26 protein-coding genes are annotated in these 26,467 nt (G+C 40.9%); 13 read left to right on the top strand and 13 right to left on the bottom strand.

The window, feature by feature from the left end:
• Positions 1–6: 6 nt before the first annotated feature.
• Positions 7–489 carry a pyridoxamine 5'-phosphate oxidase family protein gene (locus tag G0Q07_RS03005; protein ID WP_163344691.1) on the bottom strand — a complete coding sequence of 161 codons (483 nt, stop codon included), beginning with the start codon at positions 487–489 and terminating at the stop codon, positions 7–9.
• Between the two features lie 4 nt (positions 490–493).
• On the bottom strand, positions 494–2,449 hold the full coding sequence (dnaG, locus tag G0Q07_RS03000) for a DNA primase (RefSeq protein WP_163344690.1): 1,956 nt from the start codon (positions 2,447–2,449) through the stop codon (positions 494–496).
• A 157-nt stretch (positions 2,450–2,606) separates the two neighbouring features.
• Here dnaG and G0Q07_RS02995 point away from each other — a divergent pair, with 157 nt between their 5' ends.
• Both G0Q07_RS02995 and G0Q07_RS02990 read left to right on the top strand, forming a co-directional pair.
• Positions 2,607–3,293 carry an SIR2 family NAD-dependent protein deacylase gene (locus G0Q07_RS02995; protein ID WP_163344689.1) on the top strand — a complete coding sequence of 229 codons (687 nt, stop codon included), beginning with the start codon at positions 2,607–2,609 and terminating at the stop codon, positions 3,291–3,293.
• Positions 3,294–3,902, top strand: a complete 609-nt coding sequence (locus G0Q07_RS02990; RefSeq protein WP_163344688.1) for a porin family protein — start codon at positions 3,294–3,296, stop codon at positions 3,900–3,902.
• A 238-nt stretch (positions 3,903–4,140) separates the two neighbouring features.
• Here the strand turns inward: G0Q07_RS02990 and G0Q07_RS02985 are convergent, their stop codons facing one another.
• Both G0Q07_RS02985 and G0Q07_RS02980 read right to left on the bottom strand, forming a co-directional pair.
• Positions 4,141–4,569, bottom strand: a complete 429-nt coding sequence (locus G0Q07_RS02985) for a globin domain-containing protein (protein WP_163344687.1) — start codon at positions 4,567–4,569, stop codon at positions 4,141–4,143.
• A 45-nt stretch (positions 4,570–4,614) separates the two neighbouring features.
• Complete coding sequence (locus tag G0Q07_RS02980) at positions 4,615–5,439, bottom strand: hypothetical protein (RefSeq protein WP_163344686.1); 825 nt, start codon at positions 5,437–5,439, stop codon at positions 4,615–4,617.
• 175 nt (positions 5,440–5,614) lie between these two features.
• On the opposite strand from G0Q07_RS02980, the gene G0Q07_RS02975 reads away from it, so the two are divergent.
• From G0Q07_RS02975 to G0Q07_RS02960, 4 genes are read left to right on the top strand one after another with little or no spacing between them, the layout of a single operon-like run.
• The gene (locus G0Q07_RS02975) at positions 5,615–6,124 is read left to right on the top strand and encodes a YeeE/YedE thiosulfate transporter family protein (protein ID WP_163344685.1); all 510 of its coding nucleotides are present in this window, start codon (positions 5,615–5,617) and stop codon (positions 6,122–6,124) included.
• A 40-nt stretch (positions 6,125–6,164) separates the two neighbouring features.
• On the top strand, positions 6,165–6,767 hold the full coding sequence (locus G0Q07_RS02970) for a YeeE/YedE thiosulfate transporter family protein (protein ID WP_163344684.1): 603 nt from the start codon (positions 6,165–6,167) through the stop codon (positions 6,765–6,767).
• A 6-nt stretch (positions 6,768–6,773) separates the two neighbouring features.
• A complete protein-coding gene (locus G0Q07_RS02965) occupies positions 6,774–7,382 on the top strand; it encodes a rhodanese-like domain-containing protein (protein WP_163344683.1) in 609 nt (202 codons plus the stop codon).
• 15 nt (positions 7,383–7,397) lie between these two features.
• Positions 7,398–7,838: a rhodanese-like domain-containing protein gene (locus G0Q07_RS02960; RefSeq protein WP_163344682.1), complete on the top strand. Its 441-nt coding sequence runs from the start codon at positions 7,398–7,400 to the stop codon at positions 7,836–7,838.
• 23 nt (positions 7,839–7,861) lie between these two features.
• On the opposite strand, the gene G0Q07_RS02955 is transcribed toward G0Q07_RS02960, so the two are convergent.
• The 3 genes from G0Q07_RS02955 to G0Q07_RS02945 form a co-directional block, all read right to left on the bottom strand.
• Positions 7,862–8,905, bottom strand: a complete 1,044-nt coding sequence (locus G0Q07_RS02955; protein WP_163344681.1) for a rhodanese-like domain-containing protein — start codon at positions 8,903–8,905, stop codon at positions 7,862–7,864.
• 16 nt (positions 8,906–8,921) lie between these two features.
• Positions 8,922–9,968: a hypothetical protein gene (locus G0Q07_RS02950; RefSeq protein ID WP_163344680.1), complete on the bottom strand. Its 1,047-nt coding sequence runs from the start codon at positions 9,966–9,968 to the stop codon at positions 8,922–8,924.
• A 124-nt stretch (positions 9,969–10,092) separates the two neighbouring features.
• The gene (locus G0Q07_RS02945; protein ID WP_163344679.1) at positions 10,093–10,827 is read right to left on the bottom strand and encodes a ComF family protein; all 735 of its coding nucleotides are present in this window, start codon (positions 10,825–10,827) and stop codon (positions 10,093–10,095) included.
• A gap of 281 nt (positions 10,828–11,108) precedes the next feature.
• On the opposite strand from G0Q07_RS02945, the gene G0Q07_RS02940 reads away from it, so the two are divergent.
• The 3 genes from G0Q07_RS02940 to G0Q07_RS02930 all read left to right on the top strand — a co-directional run bounded on the left by G0Q07_RS02940 (position 11,109) and on the right by G0Q07_RS02930 (position 14,786).
• Positions 11,109–12,500, top strand: a complete 1,392-nt coding sequence (locus G0Q07_RS02940; RefSeq protein ID WP_203532660.1) for an SUMF1/EgtB/PvdO family nonheme iron enzyme — start codon at positions 11,109–11,111, stop codon at positions 12,498–12,500.
• A gap of 186 nt (positions 12,501–12,686) precedes the next feature.
• Positions 12,687–14,045, top strand: coding sequence for a Gfo/Idh/MocA family protein (locus tag G0Q07_RS02935; RefSeq protein ID WP_203532659.1), 1,359 nt, complete (start codon positions 12,687–12,689; stop codon positions 14,043–14,045).
• 126 nt (positions 14,046–14,171) lie between these two features.
• Positions 14,172–14,786: a collagen-like protein gene (locus G0Q07_RS02930; protein ID WP_163344678.1), complete on the top strand. Its 615-nt coding sequence runs from the start codon at positions 14,172–14,174 to the stop codon at positions 14,784–14,786.
• Positions 14,787–14,873: 87 nt separating this feature from the next.
• On the opposite strand, the gene G0Q07_RS02925 is transcribed toward G0Q07_RS02930, so the two are convergent.
• A complete protein-coding gene (locus G0Q07_RS02925; RefSeq protein ID WP_163344677.1) occupies positions 14,874–15,557 on the bottom strand; it encodes a Crp/Fnr family transcriptional regulator in 684 nt (227 codons plus the stop codon).
• 118 nt (positions 15,558–15,675) lie between these two features.
• On the opposite strand from G0Q07_RS02925, the gene G0Q07_RS02920 reads away from it, so the two are divergent.
• Complete coding sequence (locus G0Q07_RS02920; protein WP_163344676.1) at positions 15,676–15,882, top strand: hypothetical protein; 207 nt, start codon at positions 15,676–15,678, stop codon at positions 15,880–15,882.
• A 59-nt stretch (positions 15,883–15,941) separates the two neighbouring features.
• On the opposite strand, the gene G0Q07_RS02915 is transcribed toward G0Q07_RS02920, so the two are convergent.
• Both G0Q07_RS02915 and G0Q07_RS02910 read right to left on the bottom strand, forming a co-directional pair.
• Positions 15,942–16,421 carry a rhodanese-like domain-containing protein gene (locus tag G0Q07_RS02915; protein WP_163344675.1) on the bottom strand — a complete coding sequence of 160 codons (480 nt, stop codon included), beginning with the start codon at positions 16,419–16,421 and terminating at the stop codon, positions 15,942–15,944.
• 122 nt (positions 16,422–16,543) lie between these two features.
• Positions 16,544–17,272: an MBL fold metallo-hydrolase gene (locus G0Q07_RS02910; protein ID WP_163344674.1), complete on the bottom strand. Its 729-nt coding sequence runs from the start codon at positions 17,270–17,272 to the stop codon at positions 16,544–16,546.
• Between the two features lie 140 nt (positions 17,273–17,412).
• On the opposite strand from G0Q07_RS02910, the gene G0Q07_RS02905 reads away from it, so the two are divergent.
• The gene (locus G0Q07_RS02905) at positions 17,413–19,362 is read left to right on the top strand and encodes a glycoside hydrolase family 97 protein (protein ID WP_163344673.1); all 1,950 of its coding nucleotides are present in this window, start codon (positions 17,413–17,415) and stop codon (positions 19,360–19,362) included.
• Between the two features lie 134 nt (positions 19,363–19,496).
• Here G0Q07_RS02905 and G0Q07_RS02900 read toward each other — a convergent pair whose 3' ends face one another.
• The 3 genes from G0Q07_RS02900 to G0Q07_RS02890 all read right to left on the bottom strand — a co-directional run bounded on the left by G0Q07_RS02900 (position 19,497) and on the right by G0Q07_RS02890 (position 25,291).
• Positions 19,497–22,157: a carboxypeptidase-like regulatory domain-containing protein gene (locus tag G0Q07_RS02900; RefSeq protein WP_163344672.1), complete on the bottom strand. Its 2,661-nt coding sequence runs from the start codon at positions 22,155–22,157 to the stop codon at positions 19,497–19,499.
• Complete coding sequence (locus G0Q07_RS02895; RefSeq protein ID WP_163344671.1) at positions 22,157–22,516, bottom strand: BlaI/MecI/CopY family transcriptional regulator; 360 nt, start codon at positions 22,514–22,516, stop codon at positions 22,157–22,159. The genes G0Q07_RS02900 and G0Q07_RS02895 overlap by 1 nt, the downstream gene beginning before the upstream one ends.
• 294 nt (positions 22,517–22,810) lie before the next feature.
• Positions 22,811–25,291: an outer membrane beta-barrel family protein gene (locus G0Q07_RS02890; protein WP_163344670.1), complete on the bottom strand. Its 2,481-nt coding sequence runs from the start codon at positions 25,289–25,291 to the stop codon at positions 22,811–22,813.
• Positions 25,292–25,766: 475 nt separating this feature from the next.
• On the opposite strand from G0Q07_RS02890, the gene G0Q07_RS02885 reads away from it, so the two are divergent.
• Both G0Q07_RS02885 and G0Q07_RS02880 read left to right on the top strand, forming a co-directional pair.
• Positions 25,767–26,060 (top strand): CD225/dispanin family protein, encoded by a 294-nt coding sequence (locus G0Q07_RS02885; protein ID WP_163344669.1) that lies wholly within the window; start codon positions 25,767–25,769, stop codon positions 26,058–26,060.
• 3 nt (positions 26,061–26,063) lie between these two features.
• Positions 26,064–26,465, top strand: coding sequence for a DUF2752 domain-containing protein (locus tag G0Q07_RS02880; protein ID WP_163344668.1), 402 nt, complete (start codon positions 26,064–26,066; stop codon positions 26,463–26,465).
• Positions 26,466–26,467 lie beyond the last annotated feature (2 nt).

Below are 26,467 nucleotides of genomic sequence, written 5' to 3'. Positions count from 1 at the left end.
TTTGTTTTATGAATTCCAGGGAGTTTCAGCTTTTGCGCCAAACTCTTTTCCTGTAATCGTTTCAATATGAACCTTAAAAAGCCCGACGTTTTTTACCGCCGGCGTTCCGAATTTAAATTCCTTCTCGCTGTACTGTTTCATAATCAATCCAAGACAACGGTATTTTTCATCAAAATCATCAATAAACTCAACCTTGCCTTCCACGTTCACCGACTTCGATTTTACCCGGTAACTGCATCCAACACGCACATCCTGCCAGGCCAGTTCTTCGCCCAGTGTCCAGTTTATACACACCTGCGGATTACTTTTTATAGTTTCCCACATGCGCCCTTCCATTGCCGAGTGAAGAATAATGGTATCGCCTTCCAGCGCAAAGTTCAGTGGCAGCACATAAGGTTTATCATCCACCGACATGGCAAAATAACAGGTTTTGCACGAGCAGATTATTTCATCGATTTCTTTGCGGTCTTCAATAAAGTATGTTCGCATATCGTTAATTTATGGTTCGGCTTCCGAGGCTTTTAGCTAATTCTTTTTCAGCCCGTTTCAGGTTCATATATGTTGATTGTTCTTCAATCACTTTATCAAAATCGTTTTCTGCAGATGCCTTGTCAATGGCTTTTTCAATATCGGCCATCATCAGTTTAATTTTCTGCAGTTTGTATTCATTCACGATTCTCGGGATGAGTATGTCAAGAATATCTTCCTCTTTTTCGGTAAAAGCACCGGCTTTAGTCCAGCGTTTACTTTCGGTATATTTTTCGGAAAGCAGATCGGTTGTAAATTTACTCATCCAGGCATTGGGATGATAAACAAAGTGTTTCCACGGATCGAAATCCGCTTTGTACAAATTCTCCCGAACTTCGTAAAACACCTTTTTAAACAACTCATTTTCCGATACTAATTCATCGGCTTCCAATTCATCGATCATAAACTCACCAACCGACAACATGCGTGTTTCGTGCGTTTCATCGTCTTCCTCTTCAAACAACGGTGTTGAACAATACTTCAGCAGAAAACGCAAATACTCGAGCTCTTCTACCAAAATTTTTACAGAAGGGATCACCGATTCTTCCTGCTCCGGCTGTGGAGGTAACGCCTGCCGACGGTGTTTCTCACGAAATTCTTTTTTCTGAAACTCTTCGGTCTGTTTATGCTTCTGTTTTCTTACTTCGGTGTACAGCACTTGCTCTTCAACACCCAGCAACCGACTACATTCTTTTATGTACACCGAGCGTGTTATGGAATCAGGAATTACAGACACCGACCGAATAACATCAGAAATCAGGCGCGCTTTGGCCACCGGATCGTTCTCGGTGCTTTTTAGCAGCAGTCGTGTTTTAAATTGGATAAAGTCGGTCTCATTTTTCTCAATGTATTCCTGCAATCCGGAAGCACCCATTTTTTTTGCAAACGAATCGGGGTCTTCACCGTCGGGCAAGGGAAGTACTTTTACGTTCATCCCCTCTTCCAGCACTAAATCGATTCCGCGCAACGAAGCTTTTATTCCCGCTGAATCGCCATCGTAAATAATGGTAATATTGGGTGTAAAACGACGTACCATCCTAATTTGATCGGGTGTTAGTGAAGTTCCCGACGAAGCCACAACATTTTCGATGCCCACCTGATGCAAGGACATGACATCGGTGTAACCTTCCACCATGTAACATTTATCAGTACGCGTCATTTCGCGTTTGGCCTGAAAAATTCCATATAGCACGCGGCTTTTGTGGTAAATGTCCGACTCCGGCGAATTCAGGTACTTGGCTGTTTTTTTATCCTCTTTTAAAATGCGGCCGCCAAAAGCAATTACACGCCCTGCCAGGTTATGAATGGGAAACATTACACGCCCAGCGAAACGGTCGCGCAACCAATTATCTCGTTTTATGGTTAATCCTGTGTTCTCCAGAAATTCAAGTTTATAACCTTGCTTTTGTGCAGCGTCGGTAAACGGTGTTTTCCCGTCGGGGGCAAAGCCAACCTCAAATTTTTTCAGAATATCGTCGCGAAAACTACGCTCGCGAAAGTAGCCTAAACCAATAGTTCGGCCTTCATTTTCTTCCCACAAATAACGTGTAAAGTATTTTTGTGCAAAGCTGGAAACGATCATCAAACTTTCGCGCGAATCTTTTAACTGCTTTTGCTCCTCGGTTTCCTCCTCTTCTCGAACCTCGATATTGTATTTTTTGGCCAGCCATTTTAATGCCTCAGGATAAGTTAAGGTCTCGTGCTCCATGATAAAATTCACAGCGTTTCCTCCTTTTCCACATCCAAAACATTTAAAAATACCTTTGGCCGGCGACACGGTAAACGATGGCGTTTTCTCGTTATGAAACGGGCACAAACCAAGCATGTTTACACCTCGTTTTCGAAGCGTAACAAAATCGCCAACAACGTCTGAAATTTCTGCAGCATCAATTATTCTGTCTATCGTCGCGTGATCAATCATCAGTACAAAAATATCAGAATTAGCATGAATAGAACACCTTTTGCATCGAATAATATCCACAATTAAAAGCCTTTTCAATTAAGCGTCAGATTATCAACCTCAATTTGAACGAATTCATTATTAATTGTACATTTATCTTCGTTAGTATATTTTAATGATGAAGAAATTAGTAGTTCTTTCTGGAGCCGGCATGAGCCAGGAAAGCGGATTAAAAACGTTTCGCGATATAGGTGGAATATGGGAACAATTTGATGTTACCGAAGTTGCCACTCCTGAAGCCTGGGAACGCGACCCCGAGTTGGTTTTACGCTTTTACAACGAACGACGGAAGCAACTTTTTAATGCACAGCCCAATGGCGGACATCGCGGAATTGCTGAGCTTGAAAAATGGTTTGATGTGCATGTGGTCACTCAAAATGTTGATAACCTGCACGAGCGGGCAGGAAGCAAAAATGTTACGCATTTACATGGTGAATTGATGAAAGCCCGAAGTACCCTCGATTCGTATTTGCTTTACGAACTCGAAAATTGGGAACTCAAGCTAGGAGATTGTTGTGAGAAAGGAAGTCAGTTACGACCTCACATTGTTTGGTTTGGTGAGGCTGTAACTGAAATACCAAATGCGATTGGAATTGTACAACAAGCCGAAATACTGGTTGTGATTGGAACATCGCTGGCAGTTTATCCTGCAGCAAGCCTGGTAAGTTATGTGCAAAAGGACACGCCGATTTTTGTTATCGACCCACACCGGCCGGAAGTTTACCACAAAAATGTTACGTATATCGAAAAAAAAGCTGAAATTGGGGTTGATATTTTAAAAAAGGAACTGGAAAAATTGAAATAAATGAAGCGGATATTTATTGCCTTAGGATTTCTTTTGATTGCAAATTTTGTTTTTGCCCAGCGTTTTGATGCAGGTTTAATTGCAGGTTTCAATGGAACACAGGTTGAAGGCGACAACCTGAAAGGATACCACAAAGCAGGTGTGCTGGCAGGTATTTTTGTGCAAACCGATATTGCTCCGGCAATTGTGGCCGGAATGGAGATTAAATATTCGCAAAAAGGATCGCGAAGATCATTCGATCCAAAACAACCCGACATAGATAAATATGTAATGCGTTTAGGCTATATTGACATTCCGCTATTTATGGCCTTCCGAACTAACGACAGAAGTATGATTATTGGTGGAATTGCTCCGGGGGTTTTAATCCACTCGAAAGAATTAAACAGCGACGGTGAAATCCCTGAACCCGATCGCCAGGATTTTAATACTTTCGACTTGCAGCCCTTTGTAGGATTTCAATTTGATTTTTTGGAACATGCTTCGGTTGATCTTCGTTTTGCGTTATCGGTAATTCCAAGTAGCGACAAATCGGAAACCAATTATTATTTCCACAACGGTTTATTCAACAATGTAATTTCGCTGGCTTTGTATTACAGGCTGGGCCGCTAAGTTTTTTCTCTCGCAAAGACGCCGAGACGCTAAGTTTTATTATTGGAAGGTAGTACTGAGATAGTGAGAGTAATGGAGATTGAAAAAGATTGTAAAATGGTTAAATTGCAAAACTGTTTTGAGCCGCCTACTACAATTGGTCTACTGCCACTCATTCACCCAATTACTCATTCACTAATAACCAATCCACCGACAACACCTTTTTCACTTAATCGCTAATCCTTAATCACTAATCCTTTCAATAGCTATTCACCATCCACTTCGAAAAATCATCCAGATATTTCCAGAAAGATTTTAATACCTCATCGGGCAAATCCAGTTTACTTAACACCTGTTTGTAACAGTTTAACCATTCAATCCGAGCTTCAGCAGTAATTGTAAAAGGCCGATGTCGTCTGTTTAGTTGCGGTTTTCCGCGGTGTTGATTAAAATAATCGGGGCCTCCGCAAATCTGGATAAAAAAATCAGCCGAATGTTCTTTTGCTTTCTCCAGCTTTATCGGATTTTTTGGAAAAAGATCTTTAATCGAACTCTGCACAATCAAATCATAATGGTCGCTCACCATTTTTCGCATTCCATCTTCTTTTAAAATTTGGAACATTTGCGATGAAGGAAGCGTAACTCCCGGTCGCACTCCCTTATAATATTTAGTGATTTCAAATTCCATTTTGCTGTTTTGTCTTGAAACAACTAAAAGCAAAAGTTGTTGAGACTACTTTCCAAAAACCCAGCCAATTCGGAGACCACTTGTAAGTGCAATCGGGAAATCATCAGGAGCAACAATAAATCCATAGGGCAAGCCATCGTAATCGTGGGCACCAACACCATAACCTACACCCCAATACAAATCCACTAAAAAAGCATCATCGAAAACCCATTGTTTTCCGAATTTCAGCATTATTGCTAATGTTACCTGGCTTTCTCTGCCCGAACTGGAAGATCCGTGATAATAACCGCTTGAATCATAATAATAATTGTAGCTATAGCCATCAAACGACATGTATCGAAAAGCAATCTCAGGAGCAATGTAACCACCTTTTAAAATATGAGAGTAATGCATTTTATTCATATAATAATCAGGAGTGCGCATAAACTTATAGGCGAATTTCCCATAAATTCCACGCGGATCGATATCATCGATATCATTTCCAAGACCAACAATACCCAGTGCAGTCTCCCACGACCTACCAGGCTTCAGGCTTTTTTCGTAGACAAATTCTGTTGTTCCGAACAATGGCGAAAGGAAATTTATCTTTAAAGCATTTTTCGATTGATTAACGTAGTACTCCGGGTTTCTAAACGAATTTTCTTCAATTTCGATAACTTCTCCGGTACCAAATTCTATCCGGTCAACCAGAGCTTTATCGATCCCAAAAATCAATTTCGGACTTTCGGCATAGTAATATTTTACCTCATTGGCCCCAATCTCGGTGACTTTGCAATTTAGTATTTCAGCATTATTTTTTATGATCTTATCCTGGGCAGTAGCTGCTAAAGTCAGGATGAAAAGAAAAGCAAGAAGTAGGGTACTTTTCATGGTTTGATGATTTTTTATATTCAAAATAGCTTACAAATATACTGCCACAAATCTATCATATTAAATATTTCTCTGAACTATTACCCACATAATTTTTTAAGTGAATTTTATCGTATTAAAACAATAAGCCTCCCTGGATTGTAATAATGGTACCGATTTATAACCTTTTATTACAATGAAGAGAAAATATATGAACCCATACCTGGCGGGCGTGTTGCTTGGGCTGATACTTTTAAGCGCCATGTTTTTTTCGGGGCGCGGACTGGGAGCCAGTGGAGGACTAAAATATGCTGTTGTGGCAGCTGTTGAAACGGTTGATCACCAACACGCCATGGAATCGCCCTACTACAGTAAATATTTCCTTGATGGACAAAATCCGTTAAAAAGCTGGTTGGCATTGGAAGTACTTGGAATGTTTTTAGGTGGGTTTATTTCCGGTGCTATCTCGGGCCGTTTAAAATTCAAAATTGAAAAATCGCCAAAAATATCGAATGGCAAACGACTCTTGTTTGCCTTTCTGGGGGGCGTGTTTTTTGTGTATGGCGCACAACTGGCGCGCGGATGTACCAGTGGCGCTGCACTCTCGGGAATGGCCGTTCTTTCGGTAGCCGGATTTATGACCATGTTCGGCATTTTTGGCTCTGCCTTCCTTTTTGCATGGTTTTTCCGAAAACTTTGGATTTAAAACTCAATCCTTCAGTAACTCAGTAATACAAAATTTAATTATGGGACCGATTACAGTACTTAACGACCTTCCTCAATGGCTGAATCTCGGCATCGGATTCTTGATCGGAATTGGTTTTGGCTTTGCACTTGAGCAAGCCGGCTTTTCATCGAGCCGCAAACTGGCCGGCATGTTTTACGGATACGACACCACTGTTTTGAAAGTATTTTTTACTGCTGCAATAGTGGCACTGGCAGGTTCACAACTGCTCAGCTATTTTGGATTACTCGATTTAAATTTGGTGTATGTAAATCCATACTATGTAACTGCAACACTCGTTGGTGGAGTTATTATGGGAGCCGGATTTATTATGGGTGGTTTTTGTCCCGGAACCGGAATCAGTGCTTTATCCATCGGGAAAATCGATGCATTGTTTTTCCTCATTGGCGGTTTAAGTGGTGCATTTCTTTTTGCCGAAACTTATCCCTTAATTCAAACTCTTGCCGGAGCTAATTACAAAGGTCCGGTGCGCGTGGATGAATGGCTGGGAGTATCTCCGGGAGTATTTACGTTTTTGCTGATTGCAGCTGCCATTGCCATGTTTTGGCTGGCCGAACTGGCCGAGAAAAAATTTCCGCGTAAAGAAATCACATCCGAAATTTAATTGGAAATGAATGCACGAATAAAAATATCGATATTACTGGCAGGAGTTGGATTAATACTGGCTTTTCTACCGTTTAACGCTGCAAAGTCGTTTCAACTCAAACCCACCGAATTGGTGGAACTATCCGCAAATACCGACATGTATTTTTCCGTTGATGAAGTGGCTCGTTTTGTAAATATCGAAGACAGCACCATTCAACTTATCGATTTGCGAAGTCCCGCAGAATTTATGAAAAGTAACATTCCGGGCTCAATCAATATTCCGTACAACGATCTTCTTAATCCCAACTGGGAAGGCTATCTGAATCAGGACAAAGTGAGAAATGTGTACTACAGCAACGGCGATGAAACGGCCAACATGGCGTGGACTATTGTAAGCGGACTGGGTTACTCCAATTCGTTTGTGATGGAAGGCGGAATGAATGAATGGTATAAAACAGTAATGTTGAGCAAGTTTGAAGGCGAGCGAATTACTCCCCGCGAAAATGCGCTCTTTGAAAACCGATACAAAGCCCGAAAAACCTTTATACATATCAACAGTTTACCCGACAGTTTAAAAACGCAATACCTCGAAGCGAAACGATTGGAAGAATCGCAATTGGACGGAGGTTGTTAATAAAGCCAAAACAAGATGAATAAAAATATACAATGGATTTTAGGCGTTCTGCTATTACTTCTTGTACTGGTTTTAGTGCGCACTTTTAATTCGAACCTGTTTAAAAGCAATGTAAACGAGGCACTGACAACTACAAATGAAGTAACCATTTCGGTGCAGAAGTTAAACGAATTGAATGAAGAATATTTTATTGTTGAATTTGATGCTGAAAATCAACGTTTCCCAAATGCTCTGGTGATTCCTTTCGACCAACTGCTACAAAAAGAAAACAAGGAGAAACTGGAATCGCTGGAAGGGAAAATTCTGCTTTATTCGGGTAATATTGCCACAAGTTCGAAGGCTTGGGTAATTCTAAATCAACTGGAATTTGATGGTGTTTTTATCCTTTCGGATGAAGAAAATCCGGAGGAGCTAAAATATGAATTCCAGCCCGATACAACGATCAGGCTGGAATAATATCTTTTAGTACAACTTTGTAATTAATTCAGAACGTACGGATAATCCTGAATTTCGGCTTCGGTAAACGGCAGCCACGAAAGGGTGCTTTCTTCTTCTTTCATTTTATCGTACATAAAGGCATTATTGCCGAAGGTCAGTGTTTTTGCATTGTAACCAAACAAACGCAGATAAGCCGTTGCAAAACCCGAATTGTGTCCGGTATTGCAATACAACACCACTTCCTCATCAACCGGAATCGTTTGCATTTCAGACACAATTCCAAGCGTTACGCCGGGTTTGTACCGAATGGCACCCGGAATATGTCCCGACTCGTATTTGTCTCTGCGGTCGTAATTAATCGTATAATAATCTCCAGGTTCTTCAAACACATCATCGGCATGCACCAAAGCATCCGAATAACCAGCTGCAAATAGCGAGTTGATGCGTTGCTGTAAAATCTCATCACCACTGGATTTACCGGTGTTTAGTTTTGGAAAATCTGCAAGTGGCGCTTTTTCATGCTCTTCTGTTTCGAGTTGGTCCTGAAAATCAGAAGACACATTGGCGAGCCATGCATCTTCAGCAAAATCTTTGTTCCAACCACTCATTCCCCAACGCATAGCATAAACATTGCCATAGCCTGCCAGTCGTAACAACGAAGTGGCATAACTCGAAATCTGCCCGGAATAACATACAACCACGATTTTGTCGTATTCAAATGGCTTGATATCATTAGTAAAATACGCTGGCAAATCGATAAAATCAACACGAACAGCACCTTTTATGTGGCCGTCGTCGAAAGCATCTTCATTACGTAGATCGACAATATGAATATTGCCATCGAGATCTTCATAAACTGACGATGGTTTTATCAGCGACGGGAAGTCACGGCTGTTGGCATAATCGCCCATTTCATTTAAGGTTTTCAGCAATAACTTTGCTTCTGCATTTACCTCAACTTTTGGAGTCGTTTCTTTTACACTGGTCTCCGTTTGCTCGGTCTTTTTCTGTCCTCCCGAACAGGAAATCAATGCAACAAAAAGGGCCAGTGAAAAATAGCTTAAAATCGGTTTTATCTGGATCATAATTTATTGTGCTATTCTAACTTTCTACAGGATTCATTTCTTTGTCGTAGCGCAGGGTTTCGGTTCTTCGCCCCTGCTCGTCGTATTTGTATTCCACCACGGCCACACCATTATTCGGGTTGTTCACTACATTTCCATCGCCATCTTTCGATATGCTTTTCACAAGTGCACCATATTCATTGTATTCATTCTCGGTTACGGGAATTCCTTTTCCACCAAGCAGTTCATCGTCCTGGTCGTAAACAACTGTTTTTACCGGGTTGCCATTTTCATCCACAACATTTTTGCGTTTGGCCCAACCCCAGTATAAATTAGAAAGCTGTCCGGTGGTACTGTGTACCGAAAAGCTCAGCAAATCGCCTTTATCGTTATTTTCAAATAAGAAATACGAAACACCCACATCGCCACAATTTTCGGCCGTACAATTGTACATTGTATCCTCAATGTAATTGGCCATTCGGGTTACATAACCGTTCTGGTTGTAGGTAAAACGCAACTCATAAAAAGGACAAAACGGATTCATGATCGTTTCTTCTTTTGCCAGGTTGTAACGCAATTCGCGTATCATTCCATCTTCAAGTTTCGACCATTCATAATTATGAATATTATTTCGGTTCTCCACCGCTTGCCCTTCTTTATCGAGGAAACGCATAGCAACGCGCATTCCCGAATCATCTACAGTATATTCCTGCGTAAATGCACCTCCGCTTTCAATGGGCTCACCTTCTTTATTAAAGAAATGTTTAAGCTGCTTATTGCCTTCGTAGGTGTAAGTAACTTTTGCGGCCGGCAGACTTGAATATCCTAACAACACTCCATTGCGGTTAAATTCTACTGAAACCAATTTCCCCTCATCATTCCAGGTGAACTTGTAATTATTAACTGTTTCAGCTTCTTCGGCTGAAATTTCATGCGAACCACGTTCCAAATCCCATGGCGTTTCGCTAAACAGCAACTGCTTGTAATACTTCACATTAGCATCTTCTTCGGCTGCCGGTTTTTGATTACATGCCATAAAGCCCAGAACTACCAGGGCTAGCACTAACAAATTTGTAATTTTCATTTTGTTTTATTTTTATGAAATGTTAAAATCATTCATTCTGTTGGTTAAACAGATTGTAGGGAAACATTGTTTAAAGGTACTTTGCGAAGTAGGAGTATCATTTCCGTGGAAATGAGAGCAAGAGTTAAATATCAGCGTAAGCAAGTGTGGCAATGCTAACTTTTGTTCCGGGCTGTTTTAACAGATGAATAGCACAGGCCTCAAGAGTTGCTCCGGTGGTAACCACATCGTCGATGAGTAAAACGTGTTTGTTTTCAATCTGCTTCGGATGGTTTAGTCCAAAAACATTCTCTACATTTTGCCAGCGCTCGTAACGGTTTCGTTTTGTTTGAGTTGATGTGAAAACCCGTCGGTACAAAGTATTTGTGTCAACCGGCTTTTTTAATACTTCGGCAATTCCACTGGCAATCCACTCACTTTGGTTAAATCCGCGTTTCTTTTCTTTTCGCGGATGCAGCGGTACCGGCATAATAACATCAATTTCAGCAAAACCGGGCGATTCCAATAATTGATAGCCAAACTTTTTACCGGTTTCAGAACCAAGTTCTTTTAATCCCTTGTATTTCACAAAATGAATAAGCTGTTGGTATCTGCTACCTCTTTTATAGCTGAAAAATGCTGTTGCAGCAACAATATCAACCCGTCCCCAAAATAATTGAGCAACTTTGTTTTCCTGTTTAAAATGAAAATTGGTTGCCGGAAGATCCTGCCAGCAATCGAAACAAACATACTTCTCCTGCGACACCAGACGTTTCCCGCAGGCAACACACAGTTCGGGGAAAAACAAACCTAAAAAATCGGAGATATTTTGTTTGAGCCGGTTCATAACTGAAAGATACAAAATTATGTATTCAACCATTTAATAATAAGTTAAAAATTACTTCCCTTATCTCTCTCGTATTCCGTTGAGGAAATCATCTCCAAAGGTTGTTGCGTTCCAGGCAACCTTTTTTTCTATAGCGAATAGGTATTTACGCCAGATCAGGCGTCATATATAAAAGCCAATAAACGAATGACTTACTATTTTAGTTAGCTAAAATGTTACATAATTCTTTTTCACAACATACAAAAGTCAGTTATTTGGTCAGATATATTATTAATTTTGAAAGCTTTGTTGAATTAAAAAACCTAAAATAACCAATGGCCATATTTAAACGTTTTGGTAACTACCTTCGAAAAAAATTGTTACTGATTATTTTTATCGGATTTATACTTGGTATTGCTGTTGCCCTATCTTCTACTAAAGTCATCGAAGCAACCTCAACAAACGAATCGTGCGAAATGTGCCACGTACATCCTCATGTTTTTGATTCGTGGAAACTTTCTGTGCATCATGAAAACCGAATAGGTATGCATATTGGATGTGTAGAATGCCACCTTCCTCCGAAAGGACAAGGCTACTTGAAAGAAAAGATTAAAGCTTCGGCACGCGATGCTTATGGCTATGTTTTTAAAGACAGTGCCGATTTTAACTGGGAAGCTAAATCTACGCTGGAACAGGCTCAGCATTTTGTTTTTGAAGAATCGTGCATCAATTGCCACAATAATTTATTCCCGCTCACACTTACTAATGAAGGTCAGGAAGCTCATCTTTATTATTCGCAAAACGAAGAAGAACTGCGCTGTATAAATTGCCATCTGCATGTTGGACATTATGATCCTAATGCCTTGCATGCCAAGAATGTTGAATTTGGAAATGCCGGTAATGAATCAAAAGAAAAATATACATCTGCGGCAGATGTAGCCGGGCATAACGATTATACAGAAACCATTCCGGGAACAACCATCGCATTTAACATGAAAGCAATTCCGGGCGGAAGCTTCGAAATTGGTAGTCCTGAATCGGAACAGCTTCGTGAGAGCGATGAAGGCCCTCAGAAAACTGTGAATGTGAGCTCATTTTTTATGGCCGAAATAGAAGTGAGCTGGGACGAATATCTGGCATTTTATAGTGCCACTGCTGCCGAAGGAAGATCAACCGATACTGAAGGTTCGCGCACTCAGGCCGATGTTGATGCAATTTCAGGTCCAACACCACCTTATGGGCAACCCGACCAAAACTGGGGACTGGGGAGCCGACCGGCAATTACAATGAGTTACCATTCGGCAGAAACCTATTGTAAATGGTTATCGCAAGTTACCGGCAAAACATACCGACTGCCAACTGAAGCAGAATGGGAATATGCAGCCCGCGGAGGTACAGAAACGCCTTTCTTTTTCGAAGGCCAACCAAAAGATTTTAAAGACAAAAATTTTATTGGAAAATTATTTGGCAAAGGAAGCGACCTTATTAATAACTACGTCGTTTACGAAAAAAACAGCAGCCTGAAAACTGCCAAACCGGATGTGGTTGAGCCCAATCCGTTCGGACTGAAAAACATGCTTGGTAATGCAGCAGAATATTGCGCAGACTGGTACTCCGAAGATGCTTATTCAAATTTAAATGATGGAGTTACCGATCCAAAAGGACCGGCTTCGGGTGACGAGCATGTTATTCGGGAGGGACATTTAAAAGCCCTGTTGGCGAAGTAAGAAGTGCTGCACGCGATTACACTAAAACCGAAGAATGGATGAAAACCGATCCGCAAATGCCAAAAAGTATCTGGTGGTTATCGGACTGTAATTCGATTGGTTTTAGAGTGGTGTGCGAATTTGATGAGAAAACCGGAAAATGACTTATATATTTTGAATCCTAAATTCAACTAAAACATTAGTATCATGAGTAACAACAATTTTTCAAGAAGGAAATTTTTAGCCGGAGCAGCCACAGTTGGTGCAGCAGGCGCAATGGGAATGGGAACTTTATCATCGTGCTCTGGCGGAGGCTCTTCTGCAAGCGCCGAATACGATTGGGTAAAAAGAGAGTACAAATATCCACCAATGCTTGACCAGGTTCCGGGTGGAACAGTTCTGAAAGCCGGGATTGTTGGTTGCGGCGGACGCGGAACCGGTGCAGCTCTTAACTTTTTGGAAGCCGGTGGTTCAACCGTTCAGGTAACTGCTCTGGCTGATGTTTTTCAGGACAGATTAGACAGCTGTGTGGAAAGAATCAAGAAAGAATCGGGACAGGAAGTTCCTGCCGAAAACTGTTTTGTTGGTTTTGATGCTTACGAAAAAGTACTCGATTCAGGTGTTGATATTGTAATTCTGGCAACACCACCAAAATTCCGCCCACAGCAATTCGAAGCAGCTGTTAAAGCACGCAAGCACGTATTTATGGAGAAACCTATTGCTGTTGATCCGGTTGGAATTCGCCAGGTTTTAGCCGCAGCTAAAATGGCCGATGCTGCCGGATTAAAAGTGGTTACGGGTACTCAACGCCGCCACCAGCATAAATATCTAGATGTATATAAAGAACTCAGCAATAACGCAATTGGCAAACTCACCACTGCCGAAGTATATTGGAATGGTGGTCAATTGTGGTACAGAAACAGCAAGCCCGAATGGAGCGAAATGGAATGGATGATTCGCGACTGGGTAAACTGGTGCTGGCTTTCGGGCGATCATATTGTTGAACAACACGTGCACAATATCGATGTAGCCAACTGGTTCTTTGGCAAACACCCTATAAAAGCGCTTGGTTTTGGCTCACGTCAGCGACGCCCAACCGGCGATCAGTACGATAATTTTGCCATTCGTTATGAACTCGACGACGGACGTCAGATTTTAAGTACATGCCGTCAAATTAATGGCTGTACAAATGCGGTAAACGAAGTTATGCATGGCACAAAAGGAAAAGCATTTACTTCTCAGGGAGGCACAGCAACAATTACAGATGTGGATGGCAATAACCTTTTCTCGTACGAAGATCACGAAACCAGTCCATACGTGCAAGAGCACAAAAACCTGATCACCTGTATCCGTGAGGATATTCCGTTTAACGAAGCCGAAGAAACTGCTAATTCAGTAATGGTGGCAATTATGGGCCGTGTTTCGGCATATACAGGAAAAGAAGTTACCTGGGATGAAATGATGAACTCGGACATGAAGCTTGGCCCGGATACCTTCATCATGGGTGATATTGGTTACATGCAAGATGCCAGTGTTCCTGTTCCGGGAACAGTTGACAGAGAATAGAATTGTAGCCACTTTTAAGATTAATCAATCAATCCATAATAAACCTTCGGCCTTGGTCGGAGGTTTTTTTGGCACTATACTTGTTTTAGCATTACAAACGAAGTATAATTTAAAAGTCTATTTGCTATGAAAACAATTGAAAAGAAACAAACAATTACCTTCAGAAAAATTTCAGCATTTTTATTAATAATTGTAGCTGGTATTTTTGCTTCATGCGAAGGTCCTGTTGGACCTCCGGGGATGCCGGGAGAAGATGGTTACAATTTTGTTGGAACCACTTTCGAATTTACCGGTGATTTTACACCCGGAAACAATTACCAAATGTTTTTTAATTTTGAGGATAATGGATTCGATCCCTACGAATCGGATGTGATTTTAGCTTATATTTTGTGGACCAATGAGGATGGATTGGACTTTTGGCGTCCGCTTCCACAAACTGAGTATTTCCCATCGGGTGCTATTTTGGAGTATAATTTCGATTTTACCGGTGATATCCCCAACGAACGCATTGTAGATATGTCGGTATTTTTAGGGGGAGATGTAGATTTAGCCAGCTTATCAACCGATTACACTTTGGATCAAACGTTCAGGGTAGTAGTTGTTCCGTCCGATTTTATCAGTCTGGCAGATGTAAATGCCAATGATTTGAATTCAATATTGAATTCATCTAATATACAGTTAAAATCATTAGGTGCAATTGAGCCGGGATCGTTTATAGATACCAGTCTTGAAATAAAATAATCAGAAAATCATAGAATATCAAACCGCTAATCAGAAACTGATTAGCGGTTTTTTTTATTCTTTATCAAAAGAAATAATTACCAAAACCTAGCCTTTATTTTTAATCTCCTCAAGCCGTTTTTCATTCAGAATAGTAAGTACATTTTTGTCTAAAGAGATGATTCCCATATCCTGAAATTCTTTTAATATACGCGATACACTTTCCCTTGAGGTTCCAACCAAGGAGGCAATTTCGGTTTGTGTAAGATTCAGTACGAACGGATTTTCGCCGTAAACTTCACGCGCAAAGTAACTAATTGCATTGGCCACACGGCCAGGTAATTGTTGCTGAACATTATTTACCAACCGATCAAAATAATTCATTTCATCGGTAAAAACTGTTGAAAGGACCTTTAGGCCAAACTCGCCATTCTTTTTAAGCAGCTCCGTAAAACACTGCCGATCGATAAAACACACCTCTGATTTGGTGAGTGTTACTGCTGAATAATAATTTGTTTTTGTATCCTTGTTCAAATTCTGCAAGCCCAGATAGGCTCCTTTTTTTGAAATACCGAAAATAAAATCCTTGCCCCCGGCTCCTCTTTTTATCAATTTTACAAATCCTTCACGTAAATAAATGATATGTTGCACCGGGCCACCTTCTTTAAAAATAAGCTCACCTTTATCGTATATCGTTCTCGAACAGCCCTCTTCAAGTGCGCATAACTCATTGTTGTCCAACACCGAAACAGCATTCGATTTCAGCGTGCAATCTACGCATGTATTAGTCATTAAATTCATAAGAAAGATCTGATTTGTAATTAATATCACAAGTATACGAGATTTATTTCACAATGGTTTATGAACCAATGATCTTTATTGAGCGTATACTTGTAAAAAGTAAAATATCATGAATAAATTATTAACACTTGCTTGCTACAATTTAGGTCTTTGGGGAATTTTGGGATTCTTTGCTACAATCATTTTGGGCTTCGTAACGTGTTGTGCCAATTTATCATCCACCGTATTTTATACCGCTCTGATTGTGTTTGCATCGATTGGCCTTGCAGCAACTACAATTTGTGTTGTTCGCGGATGTAAAAAGCAGCATCAGTAAGACGGACAGGAAACAATAACCTACCCGACATTTGTTTGGTGCAGGAAGATTATGTGTTATTAAAACCGTTCCAGTTTCGGATATTCTTCATGCCAGGCTTTCCAGCCACCATCAAGCGAATAAACATGTGTGTATCCCAAAGTCATCAGCGTTTTTGTTGCCAGTGCCGACCGGCTTCCACTGCGGCAATATAAAATTATAGTATCGTCCTTTTTGGGCACTGCATGTCTAAATCCTTCCCACACCGCTTCTTTGGCAATGTGCGATTCAAGCACACCACGCTGCACTAAATACGCACCGGGCACATGTCCTGCATGGTATTCGTCCGCTGTGCGAACATCAAGCAAAATATAATCGGGTTTGCGATTTTTTAATCCATCCATATATTTCTCGTGAAATCCATGTAAATCAATTACTTCAATTTGCTGCTTAGCTTCAGCAACTAATTCTTTATAACCGTCATAAACCTTTTTCTCCTGGGCAGTAGCTGCCAACATAAAACCTACCATCACCAAAATGAGAGTTCCCATCTTCTTCATATCATGAAATTTTTTGTTAAACAGATTAAACCAAGCACACAGAATTCATCAATATTAAGTCCATGAATTGTGTTAGTTTCAAATTAATCTTTTGAAGCTTGAAGGTAAAAAGAATTTCTACCCTATTTAAGGTTTCGTATTCGTAATTCGGTTTTGTTTTGATTTTTTAATAATTCAGCCAGCTCATCGGTATTTGTCTCGCCAAAATGATACGGATAAAGTACTTTAGGCTGAAACATTTTGGTAGCATCGGCCACCATTTCCGGAGTCATTGTATAAGGTAAATTCATGGGCAGAAACGCCACGTCGATGTCTTTTAGCCCGGCCATTTCAGGAATATTTTCGGTATCGCCGGCAACATAAACTTTTTTATCGCCAAAGTGCAGCACATAACCATTACCAACTCCTTTGGGGTGAAAAGGCTGCCCGGCATCGCGTTCGTGTTTAATATTATAAGCCGGTACTGCATCAACTTTTATTCCGGCGAATGTTCCCGACTCGCCATTGCTAAGCACCGCTGTTCCGGCGTATTTTTCGTTGCAGGTTTTGGTGAGCACCACCTGAGTTCCCTCTTTCTTAACTGCATCAATTGCTTTTGCATCCAAATGATCGCCGTGCTCGTGTGTTATCAAAACCAAATCGGCTTTTGGCATGGTAGCATAATCGGCATACCACGAAACCGGATCAATATGAATCACTTTCCCGTCAAACTCCATCATCAGTGTCCCGTGTGCAATAAAAGTAATTTCCAGCTCCCCTTCCGAGGTTTTAAATACATCCTTTTCAAATTGCTGAGCCTGTGCAAAAACAGTAAATACAAGTAGTACAATCAGTGTAACTATAATCTTCATAACCTATCTTTTTAAATTTACTGTAAGATAGGTATAAAATCATTTTTCTGCATCCTGTTTAATAGAAAACAGAACATTTGTGCTACAACGGCACATCAAATTATTTTTACTTTCGAAACAAAAACCTAAAACTATCTACTATGAAAAAGTTATTTATGCTGTTTATCTTAATCAGCATGTTTTTTACCCTTTCGGCAAAAGAATATTCGTTGGATTCGCCATCGGGAAGAATTCAGATTAAGGTAAATGTTAATGAAACGGTTACCTACTCGGTGTTGCTAAACGGAACTGTAATTGTGGCACCATCGCCAATCTCGATGGAGCTTTACGACGGCACCGTTTGGGGCGTGGATGCCAAAGTGAGAAAAGCAAAAACCAACAACGTATCGCAGGAACTTACTCCGGTTGTTCAGCGGAAATATGCCACAATAAAAGATGAATATAAGGAACTGACATTAACAGTTAAAGGTTACGCACTTAAATTCAGAGCCTACGACGAAGGTGCTGCCTACCGTTGGGTGTCGGATAAGGATGGCGAGTACAAAGTGAAAAGCGAGCTGGCCTCTTTTGTTTTCCCGGCCGACAACAAACTTTGGTTTCCGGAAGAAGAAAGTATGATGACCCACCAGGAACGCGAATACCTGCGCGAAACCCTGTCGAATATTGGCAGCGAACGTTTTGCTTCAACCGGGTTGCTGGTTGATTGCGGAAACGGCGTAAAAACTTATATTTCGGAATCGAGCCTGATGGATTACCCGGGGATGTTTTTACGTGGCAGCGACGAGAACAAATATGCATTGGTGGGTAAATATCCAGGGGTTGTTTTGGAAACTGAACAGCTAAGCGACCGCGATGTAAAACCCACAAAATATGCCGATTATATTGCTGAATGCAACGGGCCTCGCGAATTTCCGTGGCGTGCCATGATTATTACCGAAAATGATGCCGAGCTGGTAGAAAGCGAAATGATTTACAAACTGGCTCCTGAACAGAAAATAGAGAATACCGACTGGATTAAACCGGGAAAAGTAGCCTGGGACTGGTGGAATGCCAACAACATTTACGGTGTTGATTTTGTGGCCGGTGTAAATAATGAAACCTACAAATATTACATTGATTTTGCATCGAAATACGGGTTGGAATATATCATTCTGGACGAAGGCTGGTATGTACTTTCGGATATTATGCAGAAGGAAAAAGATATAGATGTAAAAGAGCTGGTTGACTACGGAAAAGAAAAAAATGTGGACATTATTCTTTGGGTGGTTTGGAAAGCGATGGATGACAAACTGGAAGAATCGCTCGATCAGTTTCAGGAGTGGGGCGTAAAAGGTATTAAAATGGACTTTATGCAACGCGACGACCAGTGGATGGTAAACTTTTACGAGAAAATTGCCCGCAAATGTGCCGAGCATGAATTGCTGGTTGATTTCCACGGAGCATACAAACCAAGTGGGCTCGACCGCGCTTATCCTAACGTAATTTCGTACGAAGGAGTGAAAGGAATGGAAAATGCCAAATGGTCGAATTTACCCGATCCGGAACTCGATGTAACCTTGCCTTTTATTCGTATGGTTGCCGGCCCGATGGACTACACTCCGGGAGCAATGATCAACAAAACCAAAACGAATTTCACGCCGGTATTTACCGAGCCAATGAGCCAGGGAACACGCTGCCACCAGCTGGCTTTGTACCCTGTTTTTGAGAGTCCGCTGCAAATGTTGGCCGACAATCCATCGAACTATTACCGCGAACCGGAATGTATGGAATTCCTTGCTGCAGTGCCGGCAGTTTGGGACGATACCAAAGTGCTGGAAGCCAAAGTTAGCGACTACATTGCTGTGGCACGCCGCTCGGGCGAAACCTGGTATGTGGGTGCGTTAACCGATTGGGATCCGCGTGAAATGGAATTAAAACTAGATTTCCTTGGCGATGGAACGTACACCATGAAAGTGTGGAAAGACGGTTTGAATGCCGATAAACACGCTGCCGACTTTGCACAGGAAACAGTAGAAGTAACTTCCGATTCAACCGTAAAAGTTAAAATGGCTCCCGGTGGTGGCTGGGTGGCTATCATTGAGAAGAATTAGTTTCGAGTCGCGAGACACGAGTTTCGAGTATACAAGGATGCCATCCCTCTGAGTTAACTCAAAAACGGATGGCATCCTTTTTTTAATAATAGTCGCCCGCTGAATTATTTTGTATTAGGTAAGATACCTGCCAGTTACTTTTCTTGCAGCATGAATTTTACATTAAAAACGATCGTTTTATCCATAAACTCTGGAATATTCAATTTTGGTAGTTGGAGAATTACCCTTTTTACTTCGCGGTTGAATTTATTTTGTGCGTCCAAAACTGTTGTATCATTCGCTTCATTTTGTTTATAAGCTACAACAATCACCTCGTCAACTGGTGTTGCTCCTTTAATAACTTTTTCATCAGCAGAGATAATGCTCCCACTGCTATTCACCTTGACATAGATTTTGCTAACACCAGTAGCATTGGCTTCGACCAACTCCTTTGGATATTTAATCTTTTGTGCAATGAACTTTCGCAAATCCATAATGGAAGCTATATCAGACAATTTTGTTCTAATAAGTATCACGCCATCTTTCCCTTCTTCACCAAAAGTTTCAATGGCTGAAGCATCTTTCAGAACGTTGATTGATTGAATATTTCCAGGATCAATATCATCCATATCGCCGGTGTATTTTTCACCGTCGAGAAACATCAACGGCGACTTTCCATCCAAACCGGCCGAACCTTTTAATCTGATAACTACAGCGCCATCTTTAGCTTTTGGTCCATACCGTTTGGTGGCATTTTCGTTTTTCAGTACTTCTACTGATTCGATGGTTTCCGGATCGATATCATCTATATCTCCGCCGTAGGGTATGCCGTCAACAATTACCAAAGCGTCGCTTATTTCTTTTTTAACAGCATTCTTGGTTGTTATAATAATTACCCCGTTTTTACCTTTATCGCCATACAAACTGGTGGCTGATTCGTCTTTCAAAACAGAAATGGATTCAATATCTTCAGCGGAAATATTCGCCACATTGCCCATTTCCTTGCCATCAACAAAATAGAGGGGAGCTTCTCCCGAAGTGGTCTCAAAGCCCAGCTTCTCAATATCGATCTTTGGCAAATTGTCCTTGTTTTGCACCCCATAACCAATCACTTTCACTTCATCCTTTTTTCCACTACCATCGGCTCTAAGTTGTACATAAATCTCTGATTTTCCATCAATTGCAACTTCCTTCGCGGCGTAGCCAATCATTTTAAAAACCAGTGTATTTTTTTCGTCGGTTTCAATTTTATAGTTGCCTGAGAAATCAGAAACAGTACCAACTGTGGTTCCTTTTACCAGAACCATTGCGGCTGGAATACCATCACCGTCTTCGTTGGTAATCTTTCCGGTAACGGTGTGTTCCGGTTTAACCACAACCCCGTTGGGCGATTGTTGCGATTCGATATCACTTTTAGTCAACACCACATTGATTTTCTCTTTGCTGGCCGGAACTTTCCGGAACTCGTAACCCAGCATATTAAAAACAAGCACAGCATCTTTGTTGGCTACTTTTATCTCGTAGTTGCCCGAAAAGTCTGAAATGGTGCCGGTAGTAGTTCCTTCGATCAACACTGCCACTGCCGAAAGAGGTTCACCCTTGTTGTTGGTGATTTTACCACTTACAACCGTTTCTTCAGACGATTTTTCAATTCTATCTAATTGAAGAAATAATTGTTCCTTCGATTTCCCAGTGTCGTTTGTTATTTGAACAGAACCATAGCCATCCTTTGTTACCAAAAAGGTGTTTTCATTAGCTTCCGGTGAAAACCTGAACTTTCCATCCGAATTAGTTTCATCAACCAACTCGCCTTTGCTATTATAAATATTTACCCCATGCAACACGGTTCCATCTTCGTTCACAACAACGCCACTAAATGTAACCAAATGCTTTACAAGCACTGTTTCTCTTGATTGTTCTACGTCAATATTCGATTCCTGTAACACTTCGGTTCGTACTTCTTTGTTCGACAAACCCATAATCAAAATGGCCAGCAGGGGGAGCACAACCAGCTGTTTCAGCAGGCTGTAACGGTTTTCTGTTTTCTTTTTCATCATAATAATACGGTTTTTTAGTTGTGAGCCGTTAAGCGCATTCAAAAAGGGAGCCACTCCTTTTTTATGCGCTAAACCTACCATGGCCAATTGATAAGCTTCGGCATTATGTTTTTGGGCTACCTGATCATCGGTCAGGTACTCCAGATTATTTCTCATGGCATCTCTCACCAACCATGCAAAAGGGTTAAACCATTGAAGTAGGAACAAGAATTCGGCAAAAAGAATATCGAGAGTATGACGTTCCCTTACGTGAATCATTTCGTGATCGATGATCATTTTCAGATTTGGATTTTTCAACGTTTTTTCCGACAACACAATTCTTGAGAAGAACGAGAACGGGTGAACATCCTTTCCGGTTAGATTTACTTCGGCCCCGAACAATTCTTTTAGTCGGCTAAAACGGATAATCTTCATGGCTCTGAGGTGTCCGATCAACAAATGGCAGAAAAATACTACTATTCCTAGTGCATAAATCGCCAGTAAATAATGATACCACTCCAAAGTAAATTGCGTTTGGGGAGCTGTAGTTGCTTCAGGCAGGAAGGCAAAACTGTTTGCTGCCGCTGCCGGAATTTCCTTAATGTAATTCACTTTGGTAAATGTTACCAGTGGAATTAAAAAACTGATCAAAAACGAAACGGGTAAATAAATCCGGTTAAAAAGGAAATGTTTCTGGTGCTGGAACAAGGCCAGGTAAGCCATATAAAAAGCTCCCAGGGCCATTGCCGCTTTTCCGATATATAGCAAAATATCTTCCATTACTTTTTGTGTTTAATAAGGTTAACCAGTTCGTCGATCTCGTCTTCCGACAGGTTTTTCTCCTTTACAAAAAAGGCTACTGCACTTTTGTATGAGTTATCGAAATAGTCGCTTACCACCTGGTTCATAAACGAACGGCGGTACTCTTCTTTCGAAATAAGCGGAAAATACTGGTAGGTGTTGCCGTATTGTTTAAAACCGATAACACCTTTGTCTTGCAACAAACGCACCAACGATGAAATGGTGTTGTAATGTGGTTTCGGATCGGGATATAACTCAACAATATCTTTTACAAATGCTTTTTCCAGATTCCAGAGGATCTTCATCAACTCCTCTTCCTTTTTTGTTAGTTTTTTCATTTTAGCAACTTTATGTTATTCCGAACGAAGAGAAGAATCTGTAACAACAGCGAACATTAGCAACAGATTTCTCAGTCATTCTTCCTTCGAAATGACAGTTATTGAATTACAACGACAAACATACAACTGATTTTTCAGTTTTGCAACTGTTTTTTCAGTTATTAAACGTGTTTTTCCGTTTTTCAGATCCAAAGAATTCTTACACTTCACTGTTTACGGGCTTTAAAGCGCGAAATAAAAAATGCCGTTCTTAAAACAGAACAGCATCTAATATTAATATTCTAGCGTATTATTTTAGAATTCTCCACCACCCATATCCATTCCGCCGTCGCCACCGCCACGGTTTCCATTATCTTCTTTAAAGTTGTTAATCTTGTAACTCAAGGTAAGCATTACTACACGTGGTTCACGCTCAAAACGAAACCAGCTTTCAAAGTTGTCGCCATAACTTGTCCGTTCAAAACCAGCTGTTCCTAACGGATCGCGAACGCTAACTGTTGCCGAAAGTTTTTTATTCATAAACTCCTGGCGATACGAGATATTCGTAAAGAACATGGCAGCACTTTCACCCTGTGCAGACGTTGATGGTCCTCTAAAAAAAGCATTTAGCTGAAAACGTGAATTTTCTGAAAACTTGAAAGTTGTATTCATTCGTCCGCCCCAGTTGGTACTTTGCCTGTCGATGGATTCGCCATTTAGCTCACCGGTAATTTTATAATCGTAAACATTTACACTTGCGTTTACGATTAACCACTTCTTATAACTCAGGTTTCCGGTAACTTCAAGACCGGTTGAATAATCTTTATCAAAATTGTCGGTGTACAAATAAGTAATACCATCATCTCCAAGTTCCTGAAAGCGGTCTATTTTATTGTTGGTTACCCTACGAAACAAATCGGCTGAAATAAACGACCGTGTTTCTCCAAACCGTTTCATTACACCTAACTCATACGAATTGGTGTATTCTGGTTCCAAATCGGGGTTACCAAAACGAATGGTATAGCGGTTGTAATAATTGGGAGTAGGATCAAGATCGCGGCCACTCGGGCGATTAATTCTTCGGCTGTAACTTGCTGTTGCGTCTGCGGTTTTTGCAACCGGGTACGAAAAGTGGGCTGTTGGGAATAAGTCGAAACGATTTAACGACGAAACATTATCGGCGCTGGTATTTTGTATCTCGCGTGCAGTTAACTCTCCGCGCAAACCGGCCATGTACGCGAATTCACCAATTTTATTACTATAAGTAGAATAAACGGCGTGTATATCGCGCTGAAAATCGGTAGTACTTGAATATTCATCATTAATAATCCACGAGCCACTTGCCTGGTCGAAATCACGAAATTCAAGTGATTCAATTTCACTTTCCAATCGTCCCTGGTAACCGGCTTCAAATCGGCCATCTTCACTAAACGGATAGGTATAATCAAGTTTTAAACGCAGATCTTGCTCGTCTTCTGTTTCCAGTGTTGAGACATTTGACAAATACTCTTCGCCGGGATTAAAATTCTCGTCGGCCAGTATTTCTGCTTCAATTTCATTGTCGGTTCCCGTTTCATCTGAATAGAAAGCCGTGGCTTCAAGCCGGTGTCCTTTATCATCAAACTTATGCTGAAAATTCATATTGAGCGTGTAAAAGTCGTTGTTGCGTTCCGATGTTTCTTCACTGATTGAACGAATGAGTTCCGAAGCCGGCACTGTATAATTCTCTGTCCGGCCACCACCTTCACTGCCTCGTTCCGATGTTCCGGTTTCTCCCGAGAGTGTTAATGTTGTCGCGTTGCCCAAATAAAAATCGGCTCCACCTTTAAAACGATGACCTCCACGAATCCACTTACGATCACCACCCATTTCCAAAAATTCAGTTGTATCGTTATAAAACGTTTCGCGTTCCAAAGCCATATTCCCATTATTAATCTCATCGCTCCAGTCGGCACCAAAAAACAGGTTCAGTTTTTCAAAACGGTAGTTCAGCATAAAATCGCCACGGTACTTTTCACCTGTTCCAACACTGGCGTTTACAATGCCGTTCAATCCGTTCATCGAGTTCTTTTTCATTACCAGGTTAATTATACCTGCTGCACCATCGGGTTCATATTTTGCCGATGGGTTAGTAATAATTTCAATGTTTTCGATTGCTGAAGAAGGAATTTGACGCAATGCATCGCTACCGCTTAAAACACTTGGCCTTCCATCAATAAGAACGGTAAAATTTCCCGATCCGCGCAACGATACATTTCCTTCAATATCAACTTGAACTGAAGGTGTATTTTCCAGAACATCAACTGCTGTTCCACCAATAGCACTAATTACCTGGCTTACATTTACTACTTTCTTGTCGAGCTTATATTCCACTGCAGCTTTATCAGCTACCACATTAACCTCGCCGATTGCAACGGTTGAAGGTGCAAGATTGATCTCGCCAATATCGTGAACACGGTTGGCACGTTCTAGCTTAATGTCTACAACATTTTTCTCATCAAAACCGATGAAGTTTGCCACCAGGTAATAATTACCGTAATCCAGATTCTCTATTTCAAAAACACCTTTATCATTGGTTATTCCACCGGTAACAAGAGTAGAATCGGTCTCATTATAAACGGCGATATTGGCAAATTCCATTGGAGCTTCCGACTTTTTATCAACGATCATTCCAGTGATCCTTCCCTTTCCGTCATCGCTTGGGTCATCCTCTTTTACAGGATCTTCAACTGATGCATAAGATTTTACCCCCACAATTATGAGGACTATTAATATTACGTTCTTCAAGTACTTCATGGCTTTCTAAATTGTTTCCTTTTGCTCTATTTGTATATTAAGACCGTTTATTCTGCTTTTAGTTTAATCACAAGGTGTTAATTAGTTGTTAACGCAATAAAACTGGTAAATACCAGATTTAAAATGGGGTTGAAGTATCATGCTCTGACGGTTATAAATTGTAGCAAAACATGCTACTGAAAGTTTGCTATAAAAAAATGCCACCCTCCCGGATGGCATTTTACCAAAACTTAAAATCTATGGAAAAAGTGCCTTCTGCTACTTAATCCAAGACGGGCGCAAAAATAATGCGATTGGGCTTTCTTACAATGGAGCGTAACCGTTAGGTTCTTCTTTTTAATATATTTTAAGATTTAGGTTACGTGAATGTAATCAAATCAGCTTAGAAGGTATAACTATTTTTCAGCCGATACTTTGTTATACCTATTGGTTCGCTTAACTTTGTTATGTTCCTGTCTTATTAAAACTACTTATCATGAACGAACAAGTAAATCAATCCCAATACCCACCATCTAACTACCTGGTATTTGCCATTCTGGCTACCATCTTTTGTGGTAAAATATTTGGGTTAGTAGCCATTATTTTTGCTGCCCAGGTAAATTCACATTGGAGTGCCGGAAATTATGACGCCGCACTATCAGCAAGTAGAAATGCAAAATTGTGGGCATGGATTTCAGTTGCCGCAGGTATAGCCTGGGCTTTAATTTTTACCATGCTTGCAGTGTTTGGCGCACTTGCAGGTCTTATGCAGGGCGCTTTTGATTTTTAAAAGATGAAAAAAACAATCAACAGCATACTGCTACTCGTAATTATTGGGGTAGCAGTTCTTTTTTTTGTACTCGACCCCGCCCGGCATACGATATTTCCGCAGTGCCTGTTTCATTCGCTAACGGGAGGCTACTGCCCGGGATGTGGATCGCAACGTGCTTTGCACAGTTTATTACACCTTGATTTTGCAGGTGTGGTTGGGTATAATTTTCTGTTTCTTCCAGCAGCTCTTTTTATACTGTATCACTACACACATCCATTACTAAACAAGGCTTTTAACTGGAAACTTCCGAACCTGTTTTACAAGAAACTAACGCCCTTGATTGTCTTAGCCATAGTTGTTCTGTTTTGGATTGCACGAAATCTGCCGTGGTATCCGTTTAATGTGTTGGCACCTGAAGTATAGGC

The organism is Draconibacterium halophilum (genome assembly GCF_010448835.1).
In the GTDB taxonomy this organism is placed as follows: Bacteria; Bacteroidota; Bacteroidia; order Bacteroidales; family Prolixibacteraceae; genus Draconibacterium; species Draconibacterium halophilum.
This window is presented reverse-complemented; position numbering and strand designations above follow the sequence as displayed.

Coding starts and splice junctions, on each gene's coding strand:
- G0Q07_RS03005 (WP_163344691.1), bottom strand. CDS start 489: ATGCGAACATACTTTATTGAAGACCGCAAAGAAATCGATGAAATAATC.
- dnaG (WP_163344690.1), bottom strand. CDS start 2,449: ATGATTGATCACGCGACGATAGACAGAATAATTGATGCTGCAGAAATT.
- G0Q07_RS02995 (WP_163344689.1), top strand. CDS start 2,607: ATGAAGAAATTAGTAGTTCTTTCTGGAGCCGGCATGAGCCAGGAAAGC.
- G0Q07_RS02990 (WP_163344688.1), top strand. CDS start 3,294: ATGAAGCGGATATTTATTGCCTTAGGATTTCTTTTGATTGCAAATTTT.
- G0Q07_RS02985 (WP_163344687.1), bottom strand. CDS start 4,569: ATGGAATTTGAAATCACTAAATATTATAAGGGAGTGCGACCGGGAGTT.
- G0Q07_RS02980 (WP_163344686.1), bottom strand. CDS start 5,439: ATGAAAAGTACCCTACTTCTTGCTTTTCTTTTCATCCTGACTTTAGCA.
- G0Q07_RS02975 (WP_163344685.1), top strand. CDS start 5,615: ATGAAGAGAAAATATATGAACCCATACCTGGCGGGCGTGTTGCTTGGG.
- G0Q07_RS02970 (WP_163344684.1), top strand. CDS start 6,165: ATGGGACCGATTACAGTACTTAACGACCTTCCTCAATGGCTGAATCTC.
- G0Q07_RS02965 (WP_163344683.1), top strand. CDS start 6,774: ATGAATGCACGAATAAAAATATCGATATTACTGGCAGGAGTTGGATTA.
- G0Q07_RS02960 (WP_163344682.1), top strand. CDS start 7,398: ATGAATAAAAATATACAATGGATTTTAGGCGTTCTGCTATTACTTCTT.
- G0Q07_RS02955 (WP_163344681.1), bottom strand. CDS start 8,905: ATGATCCAGATAAAACCGATTTTAAGCTATTTTTCACTGGCCCTTTTT.
- G0Q07_RS02950 (WP_163344680.1), bottom strand. CDS start 9,968: ATGAAAATTACAAATTTGTTAGTGCTAGCCCTGGTAGTTCTGGGCTTT.
- G0Q07_RS02945 (WP_163344679.1), bottom strand. CDS start 10,827: ATGGTTGAATACATAATTTTGTATCTTTCAGTTATGAACCGGCTCAAA.
- G0Q07_RS02940 (WP_203532660.1), top strand. CDS start 11,109: ATGGCCATATTTAAACGTTTTGGTAACTACCTTCGAAAAAAATTGTTA.
- G0Q07_RS02935 (WP_203532659.1), top strand. CDS start 12,687: ATGAGTAACAACAATTTTTCAAGAAGGAAATTTTTAGCCGGAGCAGCC.
- G0Q07_RS02930 (WP_163344678.1), top strand. CDS start 14,172: ATGAAAACAATTGAAAAGAAACAAACAATTACCTTCAGAAAAATTTCA.
- G0Q07_RS02925 (WP_163344677.1), bottom strand. CDS start 15,557: ATGACTAATACATGCGTAGATTGCACGCTGAAATCGAATGCTGTTTCG.
- G0Q07_RS02920 (WP_163344676.1), top strand. CDS start 15,676: ATGAATAAATTATTAACACTTGCTTGCTACAATTTAGGTCTTTGGGGA.
- G0Q07_RS02915 (WP_163344675.1), bottom strand. CDS start 16,421: ATGAAGAAGATGGGAACTCTCATTTTGGTGATGGTAGGTTTTATGTTG.
- G0Q07_RS02910 (WP_163344674.1), bottom strand. CDS start 17,272: ATGAAGATTATAGTTACACTGATTGTACTACTTGTATTTACTGTTTTT.
- G0Q07_RS02905 (WP_163344673.1), top strand. CDS start 17,413: ATGAAAAAGTTATTTATGCTGTTTATCTTAATCAGCATGTTTTTTACC.
- G0Q07_RS02900 (WP_163344672.1), bottom strand. CDS start 22,157: ATGGAAGATATTTTGCTATATATCGGAAAAGCGGCAATGGCCCTGGGA.
- G0Q07_RS02895 (WP_163344671.1), bottom strand. CDS start 22,516: ATGAAAAAACTAACAAAAAAGGAAGAGGAGTTGATGAAGATCCTCTGG.
- G0Q07_RS02890 (WP_163344670.1), bottom strand. CDS start 25,291: ATGAAGTACTTGAAGAACGTAATATTAATAGTCCTCATAATTGTGGGG.
- G0Q07_RS02885 (WP_163344669.1), top strand. CDS start 25,767: ATGAACGAACAAGTAAATCAATCCCAATACCCACCATCTAACTACCTG.
- G0Q07_RS02880 (WP_163344668.1), top strand. CDS start 26,064: ATGAAAAAAACAATCAACAGCATACTGCTACTCGTAATTATTGGGGTA.